The sequence below is a fragment of the Burkholderia sp. Bp9099 genome, from assembly GCF_003857805.1.
Taxonomy (GTDB): Bacteria; Pseudomonadota; Gammaproteobacteria; order Burkholderiales; family Burkholderiaceae; genus Burkholderia.
In genome coordinates, this window is record NZ_QTPU01000003.1 from 74,390 (window position 1) to 89,557 (window position 15,168).

Annotated in this window: 14 protein-coding genes and 2 pseudogenes; 10 read left to right on the forward strand and 6 right to left on the reverse strand. The window is 57.2% G+C overall.

Going from position 1 to position 15,168, the window contains the following annotated elements:
• Positions 1-2,348 precede the first annotated feature (2,348 nt).
• The 6 genes and pseudogenes from DIE17_RS38295 to DIE17_RS04015 form a co-directional block, all read left to right on the forward strand.
• Positions 2,349-3,086: pseudogene (locus tag DIE17_RS38295) on the forward strand (DUF1983 domain-containing protein); the annotation flags it as partial.
• Positions 3,086-3,394 carry a hypothetical protein gene (locus tag DIE17_RS37845; protein WP_260439204.1) on the forward strand — a complete coding sequence of 103 codons (309 nt, stop codon included), beginning with the start codon at positions 3,086-3,088 and terminating at the stop codon, positions 3,392-3,394. The pseudogene DIE17_RS38295 and the gene DIE17_RS37845, both read left to right, overlap by 1 nt.
• Entirely contained in the window at positions 3,394-4,110 is a 717-nt protein-coding gene (locus DIE17_RS04000; protein WP_124920738.1) for a hypothetical protein, read from the forward strand. The genes DIE17_RS37845 and DIE17_RS04000 overlap by 1 nt, the downstream gene beginning before the upstream one ends.
• 41 nt (positions 4,111-4,151) lie before the next feature.
• Positions 4,152-4,364 (forward strand): HP1 family phage holin, encoded by a 213-nt coding sequence (locus DIE17_RS04005; protein ID WP_124920750.1) that lies wholly within the window; start codon positions 4,152-4,154, stop codon positions 4,362-4,364.
• Positions 4,357-4,854 (forward strand): lysozyme, encoded by a 498-nt coding sequence (locus tag DIE17_RS04010; protein ID WP_124920739.1) that lies wholly within the window; start codon positions 4,357-4,359, stop codon positions 4,852-4,854. The genes DIE17_RS04005 and DIE17_RS04010 overlap by 8 nt, the downstream gene beginning before the upstream one ends.
• Entirely contained in the window at positions 4,851-5,333 is a 483-nt protein-coding gene (locus tag DIE17_RS04015) for a DUF2514 family protein (protein ID WP_124920740.1), read from the forward strand. The genes DIE17_RS04010 and DIE17_RS04015 overlap by 4 nt, the downstream gene beginning before the upstream one ends.
• A gap of 196 nt (positions 5,334-5,529) precedes the next feature.
• Here the strand turns inward: DIE17_RS04015 and DIE17_RS04020 are convergent, their stop codons facing one another.
• From DIE17_RS04020 to DIE17_RS37850, 5 genes are all read right to left on the reverse strand, one after another.
• Complete coding sequence (locus DIE17_RS04020) at positions 5,530-6,792, reverse strand: radical SAM/SPASM domain-containing protein (protein WP_185735361.1); 1,263 nt, start codon at positions 6,790-6,792, stop codon at positions 5,530-5,532.
• Positions 6,793-6,887: 95 nt separating this feature from the next.
• The gene (locus DIE17_RS04025) at positions 6,888-7,829 is read right to left on the reverse strand and encodes a radical SAM protein (RefSeq protein ID WP_260439206.1); all 942 of its coding nucleotides are present in this window, start codon (positions 7,827-7,829) and stop codon (positions 6,888-6,890) included.
• Positions 7,829-8,809: a hypothetical protein gene (locus tag DIE17_RS04030; RefSeq protein ID WP_124920743.1), complete on the reverse strand. Its 981-nt coding sequence runs from the start codon at positions 8,807-8,809 to the stop codon at positions 7,829-7,831. The genes DIE17_RS04025 and DIE17_RS04030 overlap by 1 nt, the downstream gene beginning before the upstream one ends.
• A gap of 45 nt (positions 8,810-8,854) precedes the next feature.
• Complete coding sequence (locus tag DIE17_RS04035) at positions 8,855-9,304, reverse strand: hypothetical protein (protein WP_124920744.1); 450 nt, start codon at positions 9,302-9,304, stop codon at positions 8,855-8,857.
• Between the two features lie 390 nt (positions 9,305-9,694).
• Complete coding sequence (locus DIE17_RS37850) at positions 9,695-10,150, reverse strand: hypothetical protein (RefSeq protein WP_260439205.1); 456 nt, start codon at positions 10,148-10,150, stop codon at positions 9,695-9,697.
• 82 nt (positions 10,151-10,232) lie between these two features.
• Here DIE17_RS37850 and DIE17_RS04045 point away from each other — a divergent pair.
• The 4 genes and pseudogenes from DIE17_RS04045 (at position 10,233) to DIE17_RS04060 (ending at position 14,559) form a co-directional block, all read left to right on the forward strand.
• Positions 10,233-10,929: pseudogene (locus tag DIE17_RS04045) on the forward strand (SOS response-associated peptidase family protein).
• A 370-nt stretch (positions 10,930-11,299) separates the two neighbouring features.
• Complete coding sequence (locus tag DIE17_RS04050) at positions 11,300-12,244, forward strand: hypothetical protein (protein WP_124920745.1); 945 nt, start codon at positions 11,300-11,302, stop codon at positions 12,242-12,244.
• A gap of 17 nt (positions 12,245-12,261) precedes the next feature.
• On the forward strand, positions 12,262-13,137 hold the full coding sequence (locus DIE17_RS04055) for a hypothetical protein (RefSeq protein WP_124920746.1): 876 nt from the start codon (positions 12,262-12,264) through the stop codon (positions 13,135-13,137).
• Positions 13,138-13,998: 861 nt separating this feature from the next.
• Positions 13,999-14,559: a GNAT family N-acetyltransferase gene (locus tag DIE17_RS04060; protein ID WP_124485553.1), complete on the forward strand. Its 561-nt coding sequence runs from the start codon at positions 13,999-14,001 to the stop codon at positions 14,557-14,559.
• Positions 14,560-14,578: 19 nt separating this feature from the next.
• Here the strand turns inward: DIE17_RS04060 and DIE17_RS04065 are convergent, their stop codons facing one another.
• Positions 14,579-15,043 (reverse strand): plasmid fertility inhibition factor family protein, encoded by a 465-nt coding sequence (locus DIE17_RS04065; protein WP_044845051.1) that lies wholly within the window; start codon positions 15,041-15,043, stop codon positions 14,579-14,581.
• Between the last annotated feature and the right edge of the window lie 125 nt (positions 15,044-15,168).

Here is a 15,168-nt window from a genome sequence, read left to right on the forward strand (position 1 = left end):
CCAGCGCGCACTATTTCGACCAGACGCCGGCGGGGCTCGACACGACCGGCACGTACACACGTTCGATTTTCATGAAGGCAGCCGAGCGGTCATGCGTGTTTCTCGCGGTGTATTGCGCTCATAACACGGGCTCTTACGCGCGAGTCATTTTCAGTGCGGAAACCGGGAAGTTCTCCGGTGCCGTGGTTACCAACGGAGTTCAGTCATACGCCGCGTTCCCGCTGGCAGGAGGCTGGTGGAGGATTTCTCAGACACTCAAATTCACTACAGCCGACACAGCCTTTATCGTTCGCACGGGCATTGCTCTCAACGCCACCGATTTCAATTACAACGGGGATGGCGTGAGCGGTGTCTACGTGTGGGGCGCGCAGCTCGAGGCGCTTGCCGGGGCTGGACGTTATATCCCGACGGCTGCCAGTGCCGTCAGCACCGTCGGCAACAACAGTCTGTCGGTCTGGGATGGAGCTGATTGGGTGCTGTCGCAGGACGCCGGGCTGGCCAATAACGCTGCAGCGATCGCGACGGAGGCCGATGCGCGTGTGTCCGCGGATAGTGCGCTTTCGACTCGAATCGATAGCGTGACGGCGTCTGCGGCCGCAAATTCCGCCGCGATTACGGCGGAGCAAAAAGCCAGGGCAGACGCGGATGGCGCGCTGTCCACCCGAATCGATGCAGTGACGGCCACGGCGAACGGTAATAAGGCAGCGATCAGCAGCGAGGTGTCGGCGCGTGCATCGGCCGATACGGCGTTGTCGACGCGTATCGATTCGCTCGGCTCGACGGTGGCGGGTAATACCGCAGCGATTTCGGCCGAGCAATCGGCGCGGGCCGACGCCGACTCGGCGCTTGGCAAGCGTGTTGACTCGGTGACGGCGGACACCGGTGCGAACAAGGCGGCAATCGCGACGGAGCAGCAGGTCCGAGCGGACGCCGATACCGCACTGGGTAAACGTGTCGACACGGTCACGGCGACGGCCGCTGCGAACGGAGCCGCGATCACGCAGGAAAAGACTGCGCGTGCCGACGGAGACGCGGCAAACGCGGAGAGCATCGCATTTGTGCAGGCACAGACCAACGCGAAGAATACGACGTTCCGACAGTCGATCACTCCGGTTGCCAAGGCCGTGAACGACGTATGGATTGATCTCGGTAGCACGAACCTGATTCGGTACTCGGAGGACTATACGAACGGGGCGTGGTCGAAGGTCCGGTGCTCGATTGTGAAGGATGCGATTGCTGCGCCGGCAGGTTCCGGGAAGGCGCAAAAGCTGGTGGAATCGACGGCCGACGGCGAGCACTACGTCGATCAATATCCGAGTATCGATCCGACGCAGCCGTTCACGCGTTCGCTGTACGTGAGGGCTGGCGAGCGTGCCAAGCTGCAAATTAAGGTGTTCTGCCGCAACAACACTGGCACGTCTGGCGGCGTCGTATTTGATGCGACCAACGGGGTTTTTTCTGCGCCGAGCTTGTCCAAGGGCACGCATTCGTACGGAGCAACACCGCTGTCGGATGGCTGGTGGCGTGTGACCTACACGGCACAGTTCACTACGTCGGACACGTCGATCATTCTGCGCACGCAGGTGTACAACGGGTCCACGACGTATCCGGGAGACGGTGCCAGCGGGATCTACGTTTGGGGGCAGCAGCTTGAGGCGCTTGCTGGTGCGGGGCGCTACATCCCGACTGCGAACGATGCCGTTAGCACGGTTGGGAATAACAGCCTGTTGGTGTGGGATGGGGCAGCCTGGGCGTTGTCGCAGGATATCGGGCTCGCCAATAACGCGGCAGCAATTTCGGCGGAATCGAGTGCTCGGGCTACGGCCGATGATGCACTGTCGAGCCGTATCGATACCGTCAGTGCATCTGCGGCTGCAAATTCGGCTGCACTTGTCACGGAACAAAAGGCGAGGGCCGACGCCGACAGTGCTCTATCGTCTCGCGTTAACGCAGTGACGTCGACGGCGAACAGCAACAAGTCGGCGATCGCATCGGAGCAAACGGCACGCGCTGATGCCGACTCGGCACTTGGCAAGCGTATCGATTCGGTGACGGCGACAGCTAGCGACAATATGGCCGCGATCGCCGCCGAGCAGAAAGCGCGCGCCGATGGAGACTCAGCAAACGCGAGCGCGATCTCGTCGCTGACGAGCAAGGTCGCTGACGCCAACGCGGCGATTTCCAGCGAGGCAAGTACGCGTGCGAGCGCCGATGGCGCCTTGTCCGGTCGCATCGACACAATCAATGCGGCCGTGGGCCAGAACACCGCCAACATCGCGGCGGAGCAGAAGGCTCGGGCAGATGCCGACAGCGCGTTGTCGAGCCGTATCGAAAGCGTGTCGGCGCAGATCAACGTACCGATGGCCGGTGACGCAGGCCAGGCGGCAGGTTCGACGAGTGTAATGGCCGGCGTGTGGTCGGAGCAATCGGCTCGGGCTGAAGCCGATATGGCGCTGGGGCAGCGGCTTGATGCTGTTACCGCTCGAATGGAGTCGGATCAAGCGTCGCTGTTCGCGGATATTCGAACGGAAACGGAGGCCCGTGTCGATGCCGACAGCGCGCAGGCGCAGCAGATCACGACGATCCGCGCGCAGGCAGACGCGAACGCCGCGGCAGTTCAAACAGTCGCGCAGTCATATGCAGATCTGAATGGCCGTGTTGCTGCCTCGTACCAGATCAAAACGCAGGTCACGTCGGACGGAAAGACATACATCGCCGGCATCGGTGTCGGGATTGACAACAGTAGTGGTGTTGTCGAGTCGCAGGTGCTGGTTTCGGCGAGTCGCTTCGCGGTGGTCGATCCGAACAATGGTGGGGCTTCGATCGTGCCGTTCGTGGTGCAGGGCGGCCAAGTTTTTCTCCGTCAGGCGCTTATCGGTGCGGGGTGGATCACGAACGCGATGATCGGCAGCTATATCCAGTCCGACAACTACATCGCCGGGCGGCAAGGGTGGCGGCTCGACAAGAGCGGTTGGTTCGAGATCAACGCTTCTGACGGTAGTGGGAATCGACTGGTGGTCGACGGCAGTAGTGTCCGCGTCTATGACGGTAATGGCGTGCTGCGAGTGCGCATGGGGATGTGGTGATGGCGGCCGGGCTTCAGATTTTTGACGGCGCCGGCCGTCTTGTCCTTGACGCGAAGTCGCGCGCGGGGCGGGTCGTCGGAATCGTACACACGGGTGGAATCGATGGGAGTGCTGCCGCGAATATGTCTGGTGGGGAACCGTTCTGGGCGTTTATGCCTGATCAGATTTTTTACCGCGTGTCAGGGGCCGAGCCATCGCCGGTGGTTTCGATCAATGCGGGCGGTGTCAGTTGGGCTTATAGCGGAAACGCCAGCGGCTCGAATGCGTATATTCGAGTTCCGGGTTGGATTGTGTTTGGAGTGTATTGATGCCAGCAGGGTTTCAAGCGTTCACTGATACCGGTGTGTACCAGATTGACGGCTCAACGCCGAACTATCAGATGGTGCAGGCGATGTCGGCAAACTCGGTGGACGGGGTGCTACAGCTGGCCCTTAACGATGCGGGAAAGACGTTCTACGCCACGTTGCCGAACGTGTCGTTTTCGTTCAATTCCACGGCAGGGCCCATGTACGGAGTGTATGCGTCGGATGGAGTCGGCATTACGGTATGGCGCACTTCGCGAAGCGGCAACACCTATACGTTGACGTTTATCACTGAACGTCCGTGCACGGTCTACTTTTTCCTTTTCGATCGTGTCCCGCCGGCGGCTGGCAATTTTGGGCTGCAGGTATTCAACGAACGTGGCGAATTGATTGTGGATTCGTCGAAGCCGTTCCTTCGCGTGCTCGATGTGATTTACGACGAGTATCTGCCCGGAACTGGGTGGGCGACGCTAGGCGCGCCCGGTGCTACGTGGCAGTCAAGGACGTACGGAGTGCCGATTGTCGTATCGGGAGTTTACCCGGTCCGCCAGGCATGGAGCTACGACCCGGCGGGCGTCGAACTGAGTTCGATTCGCGTGAGCGGAAATACGGTTTCGTGGGGCACAACAATGTACGGAGGTGGGCGCAAGCCGAACTGGTCAGGATTCCGAGAGCAATGGCATTCGCGCTTCATGGTGCTAGATGCGACGGGGATTGTGTGATGGGCCGCCAAATTGGCGGCCTTTTTCGTTACGGGGAACAGATGCGAGCGAGTCCAACTGAGGTGGCGAGCTACGTGGGGAGCGTTACGGCCGTGGCGTCGTCGCTGACGCTGACTGACATTGGAGTGATCGTCGGCATTTTGACGGCATTCGCGACATTCGGACTCAATTTCTTTTTTATGTGGCGGAAGGATCGCCGCGAACAGCGCGAGTCCGATATGCGCATCATGGAGATGGAGAAGGACGATGGCTGAGATGCCGAAAAAGACGCTTGTCGGTGTTGTGGGGGCTGCTGCGGCAGCCCTTCTTTTTTTGATGGTCCCGAAGTTCGAGGGCGAGGTGTTGGTTGCTGGGCCGGATCCGATTGGGATGATCACCGGATGCTTCGGCGATACGAAGGATGTGAAGCGTGGCCAGCGCTTCACGCACGACGAATGCATTGCTCGGCTTGAGCAACGTCTCATCGAGCATGCGGAGCCGGTGCTGAAATGCACGCCTGGTCTGAAAGACCATCCGTATCAGCTCGCGGCGAGCGTGAGCTTTGCCTACAACGTCGGGACAGGCGCGTATTGCGGCAGCACTACGGCCAAGCGTTTCAACGCGGGCAACTGGAAGGGGGCATGTCGAGCGATGAACGAATCCGACACCGGCAAGCCGCAGTGGGTGTACGGCGGTGGCCGCATATTGCCAGGCTTGGTGAAACGTCGTGAGTTCGAACGCGCCTTGTGCGAAAGGGGGCTGTGATGTTGATCGATCCTCGCTTCTGGTTGGCCGTCGTCGCGGCGATTGTCCTCGGCTCGGCGGGCGGCTATTTCAAGGGTCATCGCGATGCTGACCAATCGCACACAGTCGAAACGCAGGCGCAGCGTATTCGCGAACTCGCCTTCGAGCGCGACGAGAGCGATCGAATCGCTCGCCAACAACAGGGGAACGCTGAAAATGCTGCAAAACAACGTGACGCGGCGCGTGATGCTGCAGTTGCCGCTGGCGCTGCTGCTGTCGGCCTGCGCAATCAAGTTGCCGAACTCGTCGAACGGGCCCGCCATTCCACCGCTGAGACCGGAAGCCAGGCAACCGGCGGCGCCCTCGATCTGCTTGCCGACGTGCTCGGTCGGTCTGATGAAACGTCGGGAGAACTGGCAAAAATCGCTGACGATCGAGGCATCGCCGGCAAGCAGTGTGAGCGTGACTACGACGCGCTGACCTCGACAACAAGGAAATGAGGTGAGAACGATTGCGGAAGATCCATTCAAGGGTTCTTTGCCGAGGCTAATGAGTTCTGCTGTATCGTGGCCTGAAATCGTACCGAGCGACACTGAGCAACTGACGATGCGGCTGCGTGCTATCCGTGTAGTAGTGGGTGGCGACGTATGCTCTGTGGGTGGCGATGGTGGCCGTTGTTCCTCTGCCTGAACCGAATCAATGCTCGAGCTTCAGCCAACGCAGCATTCGCTGAGGTGTTCCTAATACTTGAACATCGCTACCTACAAAAATATCGTGCATTCGCGACGCGATGTGCTCCCAAACAGCAGCATAGCCGCCGCCACTAACTCCATCACAGTCGCAATATAGATTTGGAAGGTCGACGCGCTGCTTAGACGTTGCGTCACCCCGGTGTTGAGGGCAACCCGCATGACACAAATGATGCCATTTGCAAGCCTCACTGCGGGCTTGGCCTTCTCTATCCAATCGAGCGAAGTGTTGCGTCGACTTGGCCGTTTTAACCGCGTCCAAACCGTCGAGAGTAAGGTTGCCAAAAGTGAACTGACTTCGATCAAAAGGTCGTGTGCAAGGAACAACTTCGCCGGAGGACTCGACCGCGACGACTTTTGAGCAACTCCCAGAGAAGTAGCAAGTTTGAGGGTTTAGACCGAAATAACCTCGGAGGAAGTCATCGAAAAGATTAATTCTAAGGCTGGTATGCCCGGCTTTGAGCCAGCTTTCAAAGAGTTCGATGCAGAAGGAGGCGAACGACGCCGGTGAAATGCCCACTATCGTTCCATCCGAAAGACGAACGTCAGGGTGTATGTCTAAGTGAGAGACCCCAAGCTCTAGGAAGTATCGGAGATAGTCATCACCGTGACCGAGGTGTTGCGGCCCGATCACGCTTATTATCCCAAAAGGAACGCTTTCCTCTTGCAGCTTTCGAACTGCAGCTTCAATCTTACTTGCGGTTCCTCGTCCATTTGCATCGTATCGCGCGATATCATTCAACTCCGGTGGGCCGTCTAGACTGATCCCCACACTGAAGTTTTCTCGCTTAAAAAAACGCAGCCATTCATTGTCAAGTAAAGTTCCATTGGTTTGTACGGCATTCGTTATTCGTAAATTTTCCCGAGAATGAAGTTTCTGTACTCTCACCCCGTGCTCAAAAAGCGATACTCCCGCAAGTAACGGTTCACCGCCGTGCCATAGGAACGCTATGTCATTATCTGCTTGATCGCATGCGTCGATAATGGCTCGCTCCAACGTCTGAAGCGACATTTTTCGACTCCTGAAACGTTGTCCTTCCTCCCCTTCATAGCAATACGAACATCTGAGGTTGCAAAGGTCGCTGACAGGTTTGATCAATACTGCTGAAATGGCTGCTTGAGTGGAACGTCCGGTCAAGCCAGGTTGAGTCATCGCTCTTGAGGCACGCAGCAATTTTTCATCGAAGATTAACTCCAGCGCACGTAGCAAGACGGCTCTCGGTCCGGTCTCCTCACGATCATCGGCAGAAAGTGAGATTGCTATCGATCGCCGCAATTGGCCACTTGGTTCCGGAGATATTGTGTTCATTTTTGTGGGGCAGAATACTCGGCTCGGATGGCCCGTAAACTGCGATCAGGACCACGGAGCAAACGAATCGTTTTTGCGATCACTGCAGCCGAAACTCGGTCACGGTTGATGATGGTGCTTAGCGGCTCAGAGTGTATGTTTCCCAAATGGCTGAAATGTTGATCGTCATTGTCTTGATACGTGAATGGATATACCGAGCCGTCAGAATAGATATTTAGAACATTGAAGCGAGTGTCTTGAATATCGTGAAAGGACCAACCTAGACGTTTGGGGGGCGACGAACCAGCCATGGATGCCACCTTTCTACGATAGATCGAAGTGTCTGCATCTGGTGTGAAATTGATGTTGCGTGGCCACGTCTCGGCAGCTCTTCCGGTCTTCGCAACCGGTTCTAGTTTAACCCGTGTGATTCCACATGCCAGCGCAAGGGTAAGAATGTCGTCTATTTGCTCGGCGTTACTATTCGGTACTGTAGCAAAAGCCTCAAGTCGTTGTGGCGAAAAACCGGCATCAAGCAGCGTCTTGATTCCACGCATTAATCGATGAAAGCTTCCAGCGCCTCGCATCAGATCGTGGGTTATCGCATTAGGCCCATCCAAGCTTACGCGTATGGTCAAATCTTCTATTGCTCCAAGACGCCGCGCAAGATCGCTCGTGATCAGCGTGCCATTCGTGAGCAAGAGCAACGGTAGGCGGCCGGAGGCGTAGCTCAATGTTGCTAGTGCGTCGTCGCGCCTAGCCAACGGCTCTCCGCCGCTTAAGGTGAGCCGGGTGCCTGCGAGGCTGTCCACAATCTCATCAACAATGCGCAGAAGGTCCGCGCGCTCCAGCCCGAAATCGCCTAATGGGCTGCTTGAGACATAGCAATGCTTGCAGGTCAAATTGCAGCGATTGGTCATCAGCAGGAGAACCATGTCAAAGTGAGGCTCGAGCGTCATCACGTCAGACTCTCTAATATTTTGGCAACCAGTGTCGCGGATGCCGCGGGTGCGCCTTGAAGGGGGGTAAGTTGCCAGCAGTGTGAATTAACGATTAAGGTTCTAATCGAATCGAAACAAGGTTCCGAGCTGTGCGGAGGGACGATCAACGAACTTGAAGCGGTGCGCTGCAATGCGGCAATTGGGTCAAGTGGTAGAAGTTCGTTTTCGCGATGACTCTTCGGGCCGATATAGATCAAGTGCCATGCTCGTTGCTGCTCTAGCACACTGGCATGAGGTTGCTCAACGCGCGGTCTCCGGTAGCCAGCCGACCAGCGAGGAAGACGGACGATGCGATTGAGTTTCGATGAATACGCAACCAAGTCATCAGCAAAAACGTACGTGCCGCCCTTGGTCAGCAACTGAGACAGGGTTGATTTTCCCGATCCCGATGGACCGAGTAACATAATTGAATGGTTATCCGATACAACTACTGCCATGTGGAGGCAGATATAATCGTGAAGCACGCGCAGGAATGCAAAGGTAAGCGCCTGATCTGCAGCCAGATACGCCAATCCCGTCGCTGAAACAACCGTTTTTCCATGGAGCGCCGTCGCTTCAACACCTCCCCAACTTCCAGCAAATTGCAAAACACCCTCTTTTGAAGACGCAAAGTGAATTGTGTCCGGCTGAGACGCATCAAATGAGTCGATGTATCCGGATCGATCCGCGACAATCAGCTTCGCATGTCTGTCTGGCGACCAATCAATCAATACGTCAATCGATCGATTTGGTGAATCACAAGATTCAAATTCATATCGTTGGGCAAGCGCTTCGAGAATACCGGAATCCGTAAAAGCGATCACTAGCCGCTTCTCTCCAACGACAACAGATCGGCGAATCACGCCCTTTGCTGCTGCGCTCCACAACATCGCGCGGACGTTTTCACCTCGTAAGGCATCGACAAGGGCATCAGTCCGACTCGACAATTTTTCTACCATGGCATGCTGTCGAAGGAATTATGGATATAAGCGCTCGTCGACAGCCTATTTGTCGCAGGCAGGACTCCAAGTATCCGAAAACCGAACCGAGAGGAAAGCAGATGGGTGATTCTTCTTCATCCAGGCAGCTGGATACGTTTTTACAGCTGGAGGTTCGTACGTAAGAGGATGTCCATGAGGCTCCAAGTGGACGTCGCCCGGTGCGGGGGCGGGGGACTTATTGCTGGCTGGAACGAGTATGTCATTATCGATAAACATCTTTAATGCTGCTTCAACGTCGGCTTGGTAGTCTGAAGCCTTCCCGCCAAAAAATGACGCGATTGTTTTGGCATACGCTTGTACGGGAGATCGACGTTTGGCCTCAAGCCAAATCAACTTGCCAGCCAAGTTGATTGCGTGAAAATTGTCAGCAACTGGATCAAACAAAAGTATTTGATCGCCAACTTCGATTTCGCGCAAAATTCCGTTAGGTACGTGCGGTGATTTAGTTGCCATAATTTGCTCTCCCTTCATTGGTGGTTATATGCGTAGGATAGCGACAACTTTATTGCTTTATGCACCTTATACTAAGGATGGTGACTATGCCAGAACAATTTTCGATGAATTGGTATGAAAAATGACGATTTCGTAGATGTATAGGAAATTTCTTAAGCCGACGGCGACGGGGGCGGGGCCGTCTAAGCTGACACTATCCGGATGCCCGCTCGTAGCCGACAGCGCTACGCCGAGTAAATGGCTGCTTCGGTGACGACAGCCGCGCAGTCACGAAGAATTCATGATCGCCTCAAGACTGACGTACCTTGTCTGCTTCTCACGTTTCAATCTCGTCCTTGGTGCATATCTGCCTGCGCAATGACAGGTATTCGGGAAGCCACGTATGCGTCGCTACATCAGCCCCGCACGACGCATCTCATCGCGCAGTAGGAAGTAAAGCTTGCGGAATGGACCAAATGGACCGCCGAGCTGGCCTTGATCTGCTGCCTCGCGATTTGCTCCTCCCCACCAATCCATGACCTTCTGAAGTGACTTCCGGAGCGTCACAATTTCGAGGATGAGGCGTCGGATTTCTGGGTCGTGGTTGGCCCGCCAGAGTTCACGCAATTCAGTCTCGGTCGGCGCTACGAACTCCGGCATCGCCGGTACGTGGTTTCGGTGCGGGTCCGTAAGCGGCGCGACGTTACGATCGACTTTCGTTTCCTCGATCGGACGTGCGTCTGACTCGTCGAGAAACTGCCCGGTCAGGCACTGGAACTCGCTAGCGGTGACTGGGACATACGTGTGACGACGCTGCCCGGACTCGAGGTGTGTGTACTCCCACGTATATGCCCAGCGTGGTTTCATGACGTGATGCAATGCTGTATGAATATACAGTATATCTCGCGGTAGGATGGTCACGTCAAGTCTCATAAATGGGGATCGGGCGATGTGTACGAACTACCGGACACCGCATGAGGACTTCGAGATCCGCGAACTCCGTATCGAGCCATTCAGCGACCTGTATCGTCGCTTCCCGTGGAGGCCGGATATCTACCAGGACTATGACGCTCCGATCGTCGCGAATGTCGACGGGCAGCTCAAACCGTTGATCGCTGGCTTCGGTTTCTGGCCGCGGGCGCTTCAGAAGGCCAATGTAGAGAAGGCGAAGGAGCAGGGCCGCAAGCCGCCGATCGTGCGCAGCACGGTGAACGTGCGCGACGACAACCTCGGGAAGTCGCCCGCTGTGCGGGCCGACGTGGCGAGGCGGCCAGCGCTGCCTGATTCCGGCCGAGTGGATCTATGAGCCGAACTGGAAAACCGGGAAGCACATCCGATACCGGATCGGCCTCGCCGGCTGGCGCCAGCTGTGCGTCGCCGGCATCTGGCGCACGCTGAAGGGTCCGGACGGCGCCGTACAGCACGCCATGGCGATGATCACGGTCAACGGTGAGGGGCACCCGATCTTCTCCAGGATGCACAAACCGAATGATGAGAAGCGGGCCGTCGTGATCCTGCAACCGAACGACTGGGAAGAGTGGCTGACGACGCCGAACATTGAAGCAGCGCGCGTGATGCTGCAACTCTATCAGGCCGACGCCATGCGGGCTGAGCCCGCATCCTTGCCGACTGAGCCGAAGAAGTAAGCCTATGATTACTCTGGATAGCCGATCGGTACACGTCGCAGTTATTGTGACAGAAGAGAGCAACACAACGTAATGGTGGGCGGTGTGACAACGTGTAAGGCGTTGCTTGACATGGATATTCGCTACGGTGCACAATCGCATCACTCCCCACCGGGGACATTCCGAGATTAGCCAGATCAAGTGAATCTAGGGTCCATCTCGGGAGCTTGAGCAGCGCCTATGGGCTAGGTGGACGGTGAGTTCTTCTATCTAGACGACGTGGCTCCAAGTCAGGGAACTCAGAAGCAATTGATGATTTCGTCCGAAATACCCGCGCACACTCTGTGGCGGGTTATTTCATTTTGCATCTGACCCTGAAAAAAATAGCTCTATGCAAGAATCTCATGATGCTGTCTCGGCACAGCTCATTCAGCAGCTTCTTTCTGCAAACTCTCCCGAACCAGAGCTCGGCGCTAGACTGAAGCAGCGTCTCATTGCTGCATTCGTCGCGAACGGCCTTGGAGTCTTCGACGAAAAAGCCCTTGGATTTCGGCAATTTAGCGAGTACCTGCAGCGAGTGCACGGTGGCCTTGTTGTCGTGCATCGACAAGAGGGCATTGGTGACATCCTTGTATCGTTGAAGGGGAGTGCCATTGCAGGTCGGCCGCTGGCCTCGTCGGTACTTCCTACTCCAAAGGCTGCGGGCCCTGTAATTCGAAGCGCCGTCTGGCAGGCATTTGCGAATCCCGACCCGGAGCGCAAGCGATTTTTCAACAAGCAAAACGGTGGGGTGGTTCACTACCTCAACGGGAAGCAAGGGCCGGAGAGAGCAGCCGTCGAAGCCGCGCCCGCCGATTTTATCGAAATTCCGCCGATTTCCGCAGACGTGCAGTCCACATGGATGCGCGAGTTTCTTGCAAGCGCTCCATTGCAAGCGGAGGAGCGCGCGGCACTTGAGCCGCTCGTCGCTGAGCCCTATTCGAGTACAGTCAATGCGCTGTTCTCGCGGGCTCTAGGAGTGCATGGCTTGGCATGGCGGGCGAATCGTACAGCGCGCGTGACTGCAATCATTGAGCAGTGGGTGGGCTCCAATGATATTGACGCCTCCCTTCTCTACGTGAGGCCAGAGTCCTCGAAAACTATCGAGTTGACTGGTGTATCCGCCGCAGGCGTGACAGGGTCGATTGCTTCCCCGATTGCCTCTCCTGATCCTGGATCGGTGTCTCCCGCGCGAGAGCAAGTCCTCAAGCTGCTTGAGCTTCTTACGGACGACGATCTCTCTCGCCTAGTGCTTCCGACGCTGCTGAGCACAATCATGATTAAGTCCCGCCTGTGATTTGACGGGACAGCATCATGAGCGGCGTGCTGGTGATTGGTCTTCCTAAGTCGTTGGAAAAACGGTTCGCAGTCGAGTGCGGCCGGAAAGGCTTCGCTCGGCAAGTAGTATTGGCTGACGTGGGTAAGAAGGGCCGATTGGTTCTCATTCCGTATCCCGGACAGGCACTCGCGACCGTTCGTGAGTACGCAGATGCTCTTCCCAATTATGCGGACGCGCATGTAATAGTTTTGCCATACACAGAACTTCCCGATGGCCTCGCGGATGAGCTCGATACTCTTCAAGATTGCGGCGCAACAATCGTTCGTGGAGCGAACGGGCGAGACGGTTGGCCACAATTGACGGAAAAGCAAAGGCCGGACACCGCCGCGTTAAATTCTATCTATGCTCAACTCTGGAGCGTGATGCCGGTTTGGGGCGGGGAGGAGGAGAGCGAGGATGATACGCTCCCATCTGACTATTTCAGGCAGGTGGAAGACGGAAACGCGCGAGTTCTGATCATCGACAGAGTGTACGAGTCCTGCGATCTTGTTTTGCCAATTCGCCGAAAATTTCTGAAGCGCGCTATTGATGCGCTCGCCGAATTTGCCGTAGATGGTGCGTCCGGTCGTCTCGATGCTTTCTTTGGTGAGAGGCGGTTGCATCACGCACAAACGGGCGGGATCAGCTCGTCACTTACTGTCTATTTGGGAGAGGCGGTGGTGTATGACGAGACGTCCAATGCACATCTTAAGCAGGGCGATGCAACGACACCGCAAGGCGCAGCGAGGCTCTACTACCATCACTTCGTAGTAGGTGAGGTTACATATGTGGTCGTGACATACGCAGGCCCCCATCCAGACACTAACGTAAAGTGTACTTGTTCTATTCAACAGCTCACCGAGGATTCCTGAAGCCGGGGAGGCCGACTCTCGGACCTGGCCGGGCACGGAAGAACCGGGCGACGAAGTTCCCGCCAACGCATACCCCTCTTTAGTCGGGCATGGAAGGGGGCAGATCAGCGAGCGACTGTTAAGGCTTGCGCTCGCCTCTGGGACAATTTCGGGGACAACTGCGGGGATTGAAGGGGGATTGATCGCCTTAGGAATTCGAGAATCATCGAAAAAACAAAGACATATGTCCCCAGCATCCCCCTTCGCGCCCCACCAAATTGGGTTCGAGTCCCATCAGCCACCCCAAAATTCTCAAACAAAACAGGCGCTTCGGCGCCTGTTTTGTTTTGTGCGGAAAATTCGATGCGATTGCATCGATTCGAGCCGCGCCATTTCCAGAGCGTTCTGCTCGCCATTCATCCATTTCGCGTCAGCCGACGAAAGCCGTTTCGATATTGAGACTGCGCGCCGAGTCACGTCACTCGCGCGTGGCTCGATTCATCGAGCGGCCGCTGCTCATGAGCCCCGCGAAGCGAAGCGGCGACCGGCTTCGCTCATCGTCTCGCAGATTGGCGGATTAAACCAATGACTTGGCACGAGCCGCCAATGCTTAATAGTCTTACATTCATGTAATGTATCGATTCCTCGTGCCCTTAGCTTTGCAGGGCCGTTCGGTCCCGACGCCCCGGAAGGCGTCGGGACATTTTTTTGGGCGGCGCTGCTGTCGAGGAATTGGAGAAAGCGGCAGGCGTCACGGTGCATTAAGCGATGACCACGGCATGACGCGCACTGCCGCACGCGACTCCCTGTGCAACCCGCCGTTGAAACATCGCGATTGCTACACTTTCCCTGCCTCCATCGCACAACGAGAGCGACCCTCGCATGCCGGAAAACCGCACCATCACGCTGCGCAACGCGACACCACACGACGCGGAACACATCGCTCGCTTGCACACGCTGAGCTGGCAGAACGCCTATAGCCATATCCTGCCGGCGGCCTATCTCGCCGATGAGGTGCCGACGGAGCACGCGACGCGGTGGCGAAACTATTTCGACCGCGCCGAAGCGGAGTGGGGCCTCGTGCTGATCGCCGAGTCCGACGGGGCGCCGGTCGGTTTCGTCAGCGCCGAAAGGCCGGTCGATCCGGCGCGCGGCGTCCTGCTCGATTGCCTTCATGTGCATCCCGCGCATCACGGAAGCGGTACCGGCAAGCGCATGATCGAAGCCGTTCGCGCATGGGCCCGCCATATCGGCGAGGACAAGGTTCATCTTTCGGTACTCGACGGCAACGTCCGCGCGATCGGCTTCTACGAGCACAACGGCTGGCGGTTGGCGGGCGTCGAAACCAGCTTCATCGGCCGCACGGAGGTCGCCGACCGGATCTACGTGATCGATGCCGGCACCGAACGCCAAGGCGGCACGCTGCACGACCGATGCCGCTGAAGATGAGGCGGCGCGTCCGTTACTCGCCGCAATACCGCACGAGCAAATCCGCCTCGGTTTCATGCACTTCGACAGGCAGGCTCGTTGCCCCTGCAAACGCCAGATAGCGCGCGCGATGCTGACCGTTCCGGAACGACGCGATGCCGACTTTCGACAGGCCCGGAAGGCCAAGCAGCGTCCGCGTTCTCGTCTCGCGAAACGTGATGAAGGGCATGTCGGGAATCCGGGCTTCGGCCGGATCGAGGAAATCGCGGATGCCGGCGGCCTTGCCGGGCGCCCAGTATTGAACCGACGGCAGCACATAGTCGGTCGTGTCGCGATCGGCGCACGCGAGCAGCTTCGCCAGGTCGACCGTCACGACGCGATGCCGCGAGTCGTCGGACGCGAATACCCGTTTGAGATGTGTATAGGCATAGGCGGGGTGTCCCGGAAGCTGGATGATCCAGACATCGACGCCGTCATGTTGTGCCCGAGCGACTGTCATTGTTTCCTTGGGTGGGGCAAGCGTTTTTTGTGGCGGGAGTGTAACAGCGCGGCTGCGGCTGCGGCCGCGGCCGCGGAGCACGCGGATACCCGGAATCGAGCCGGCGCAATCATGCGCGAAAGAAT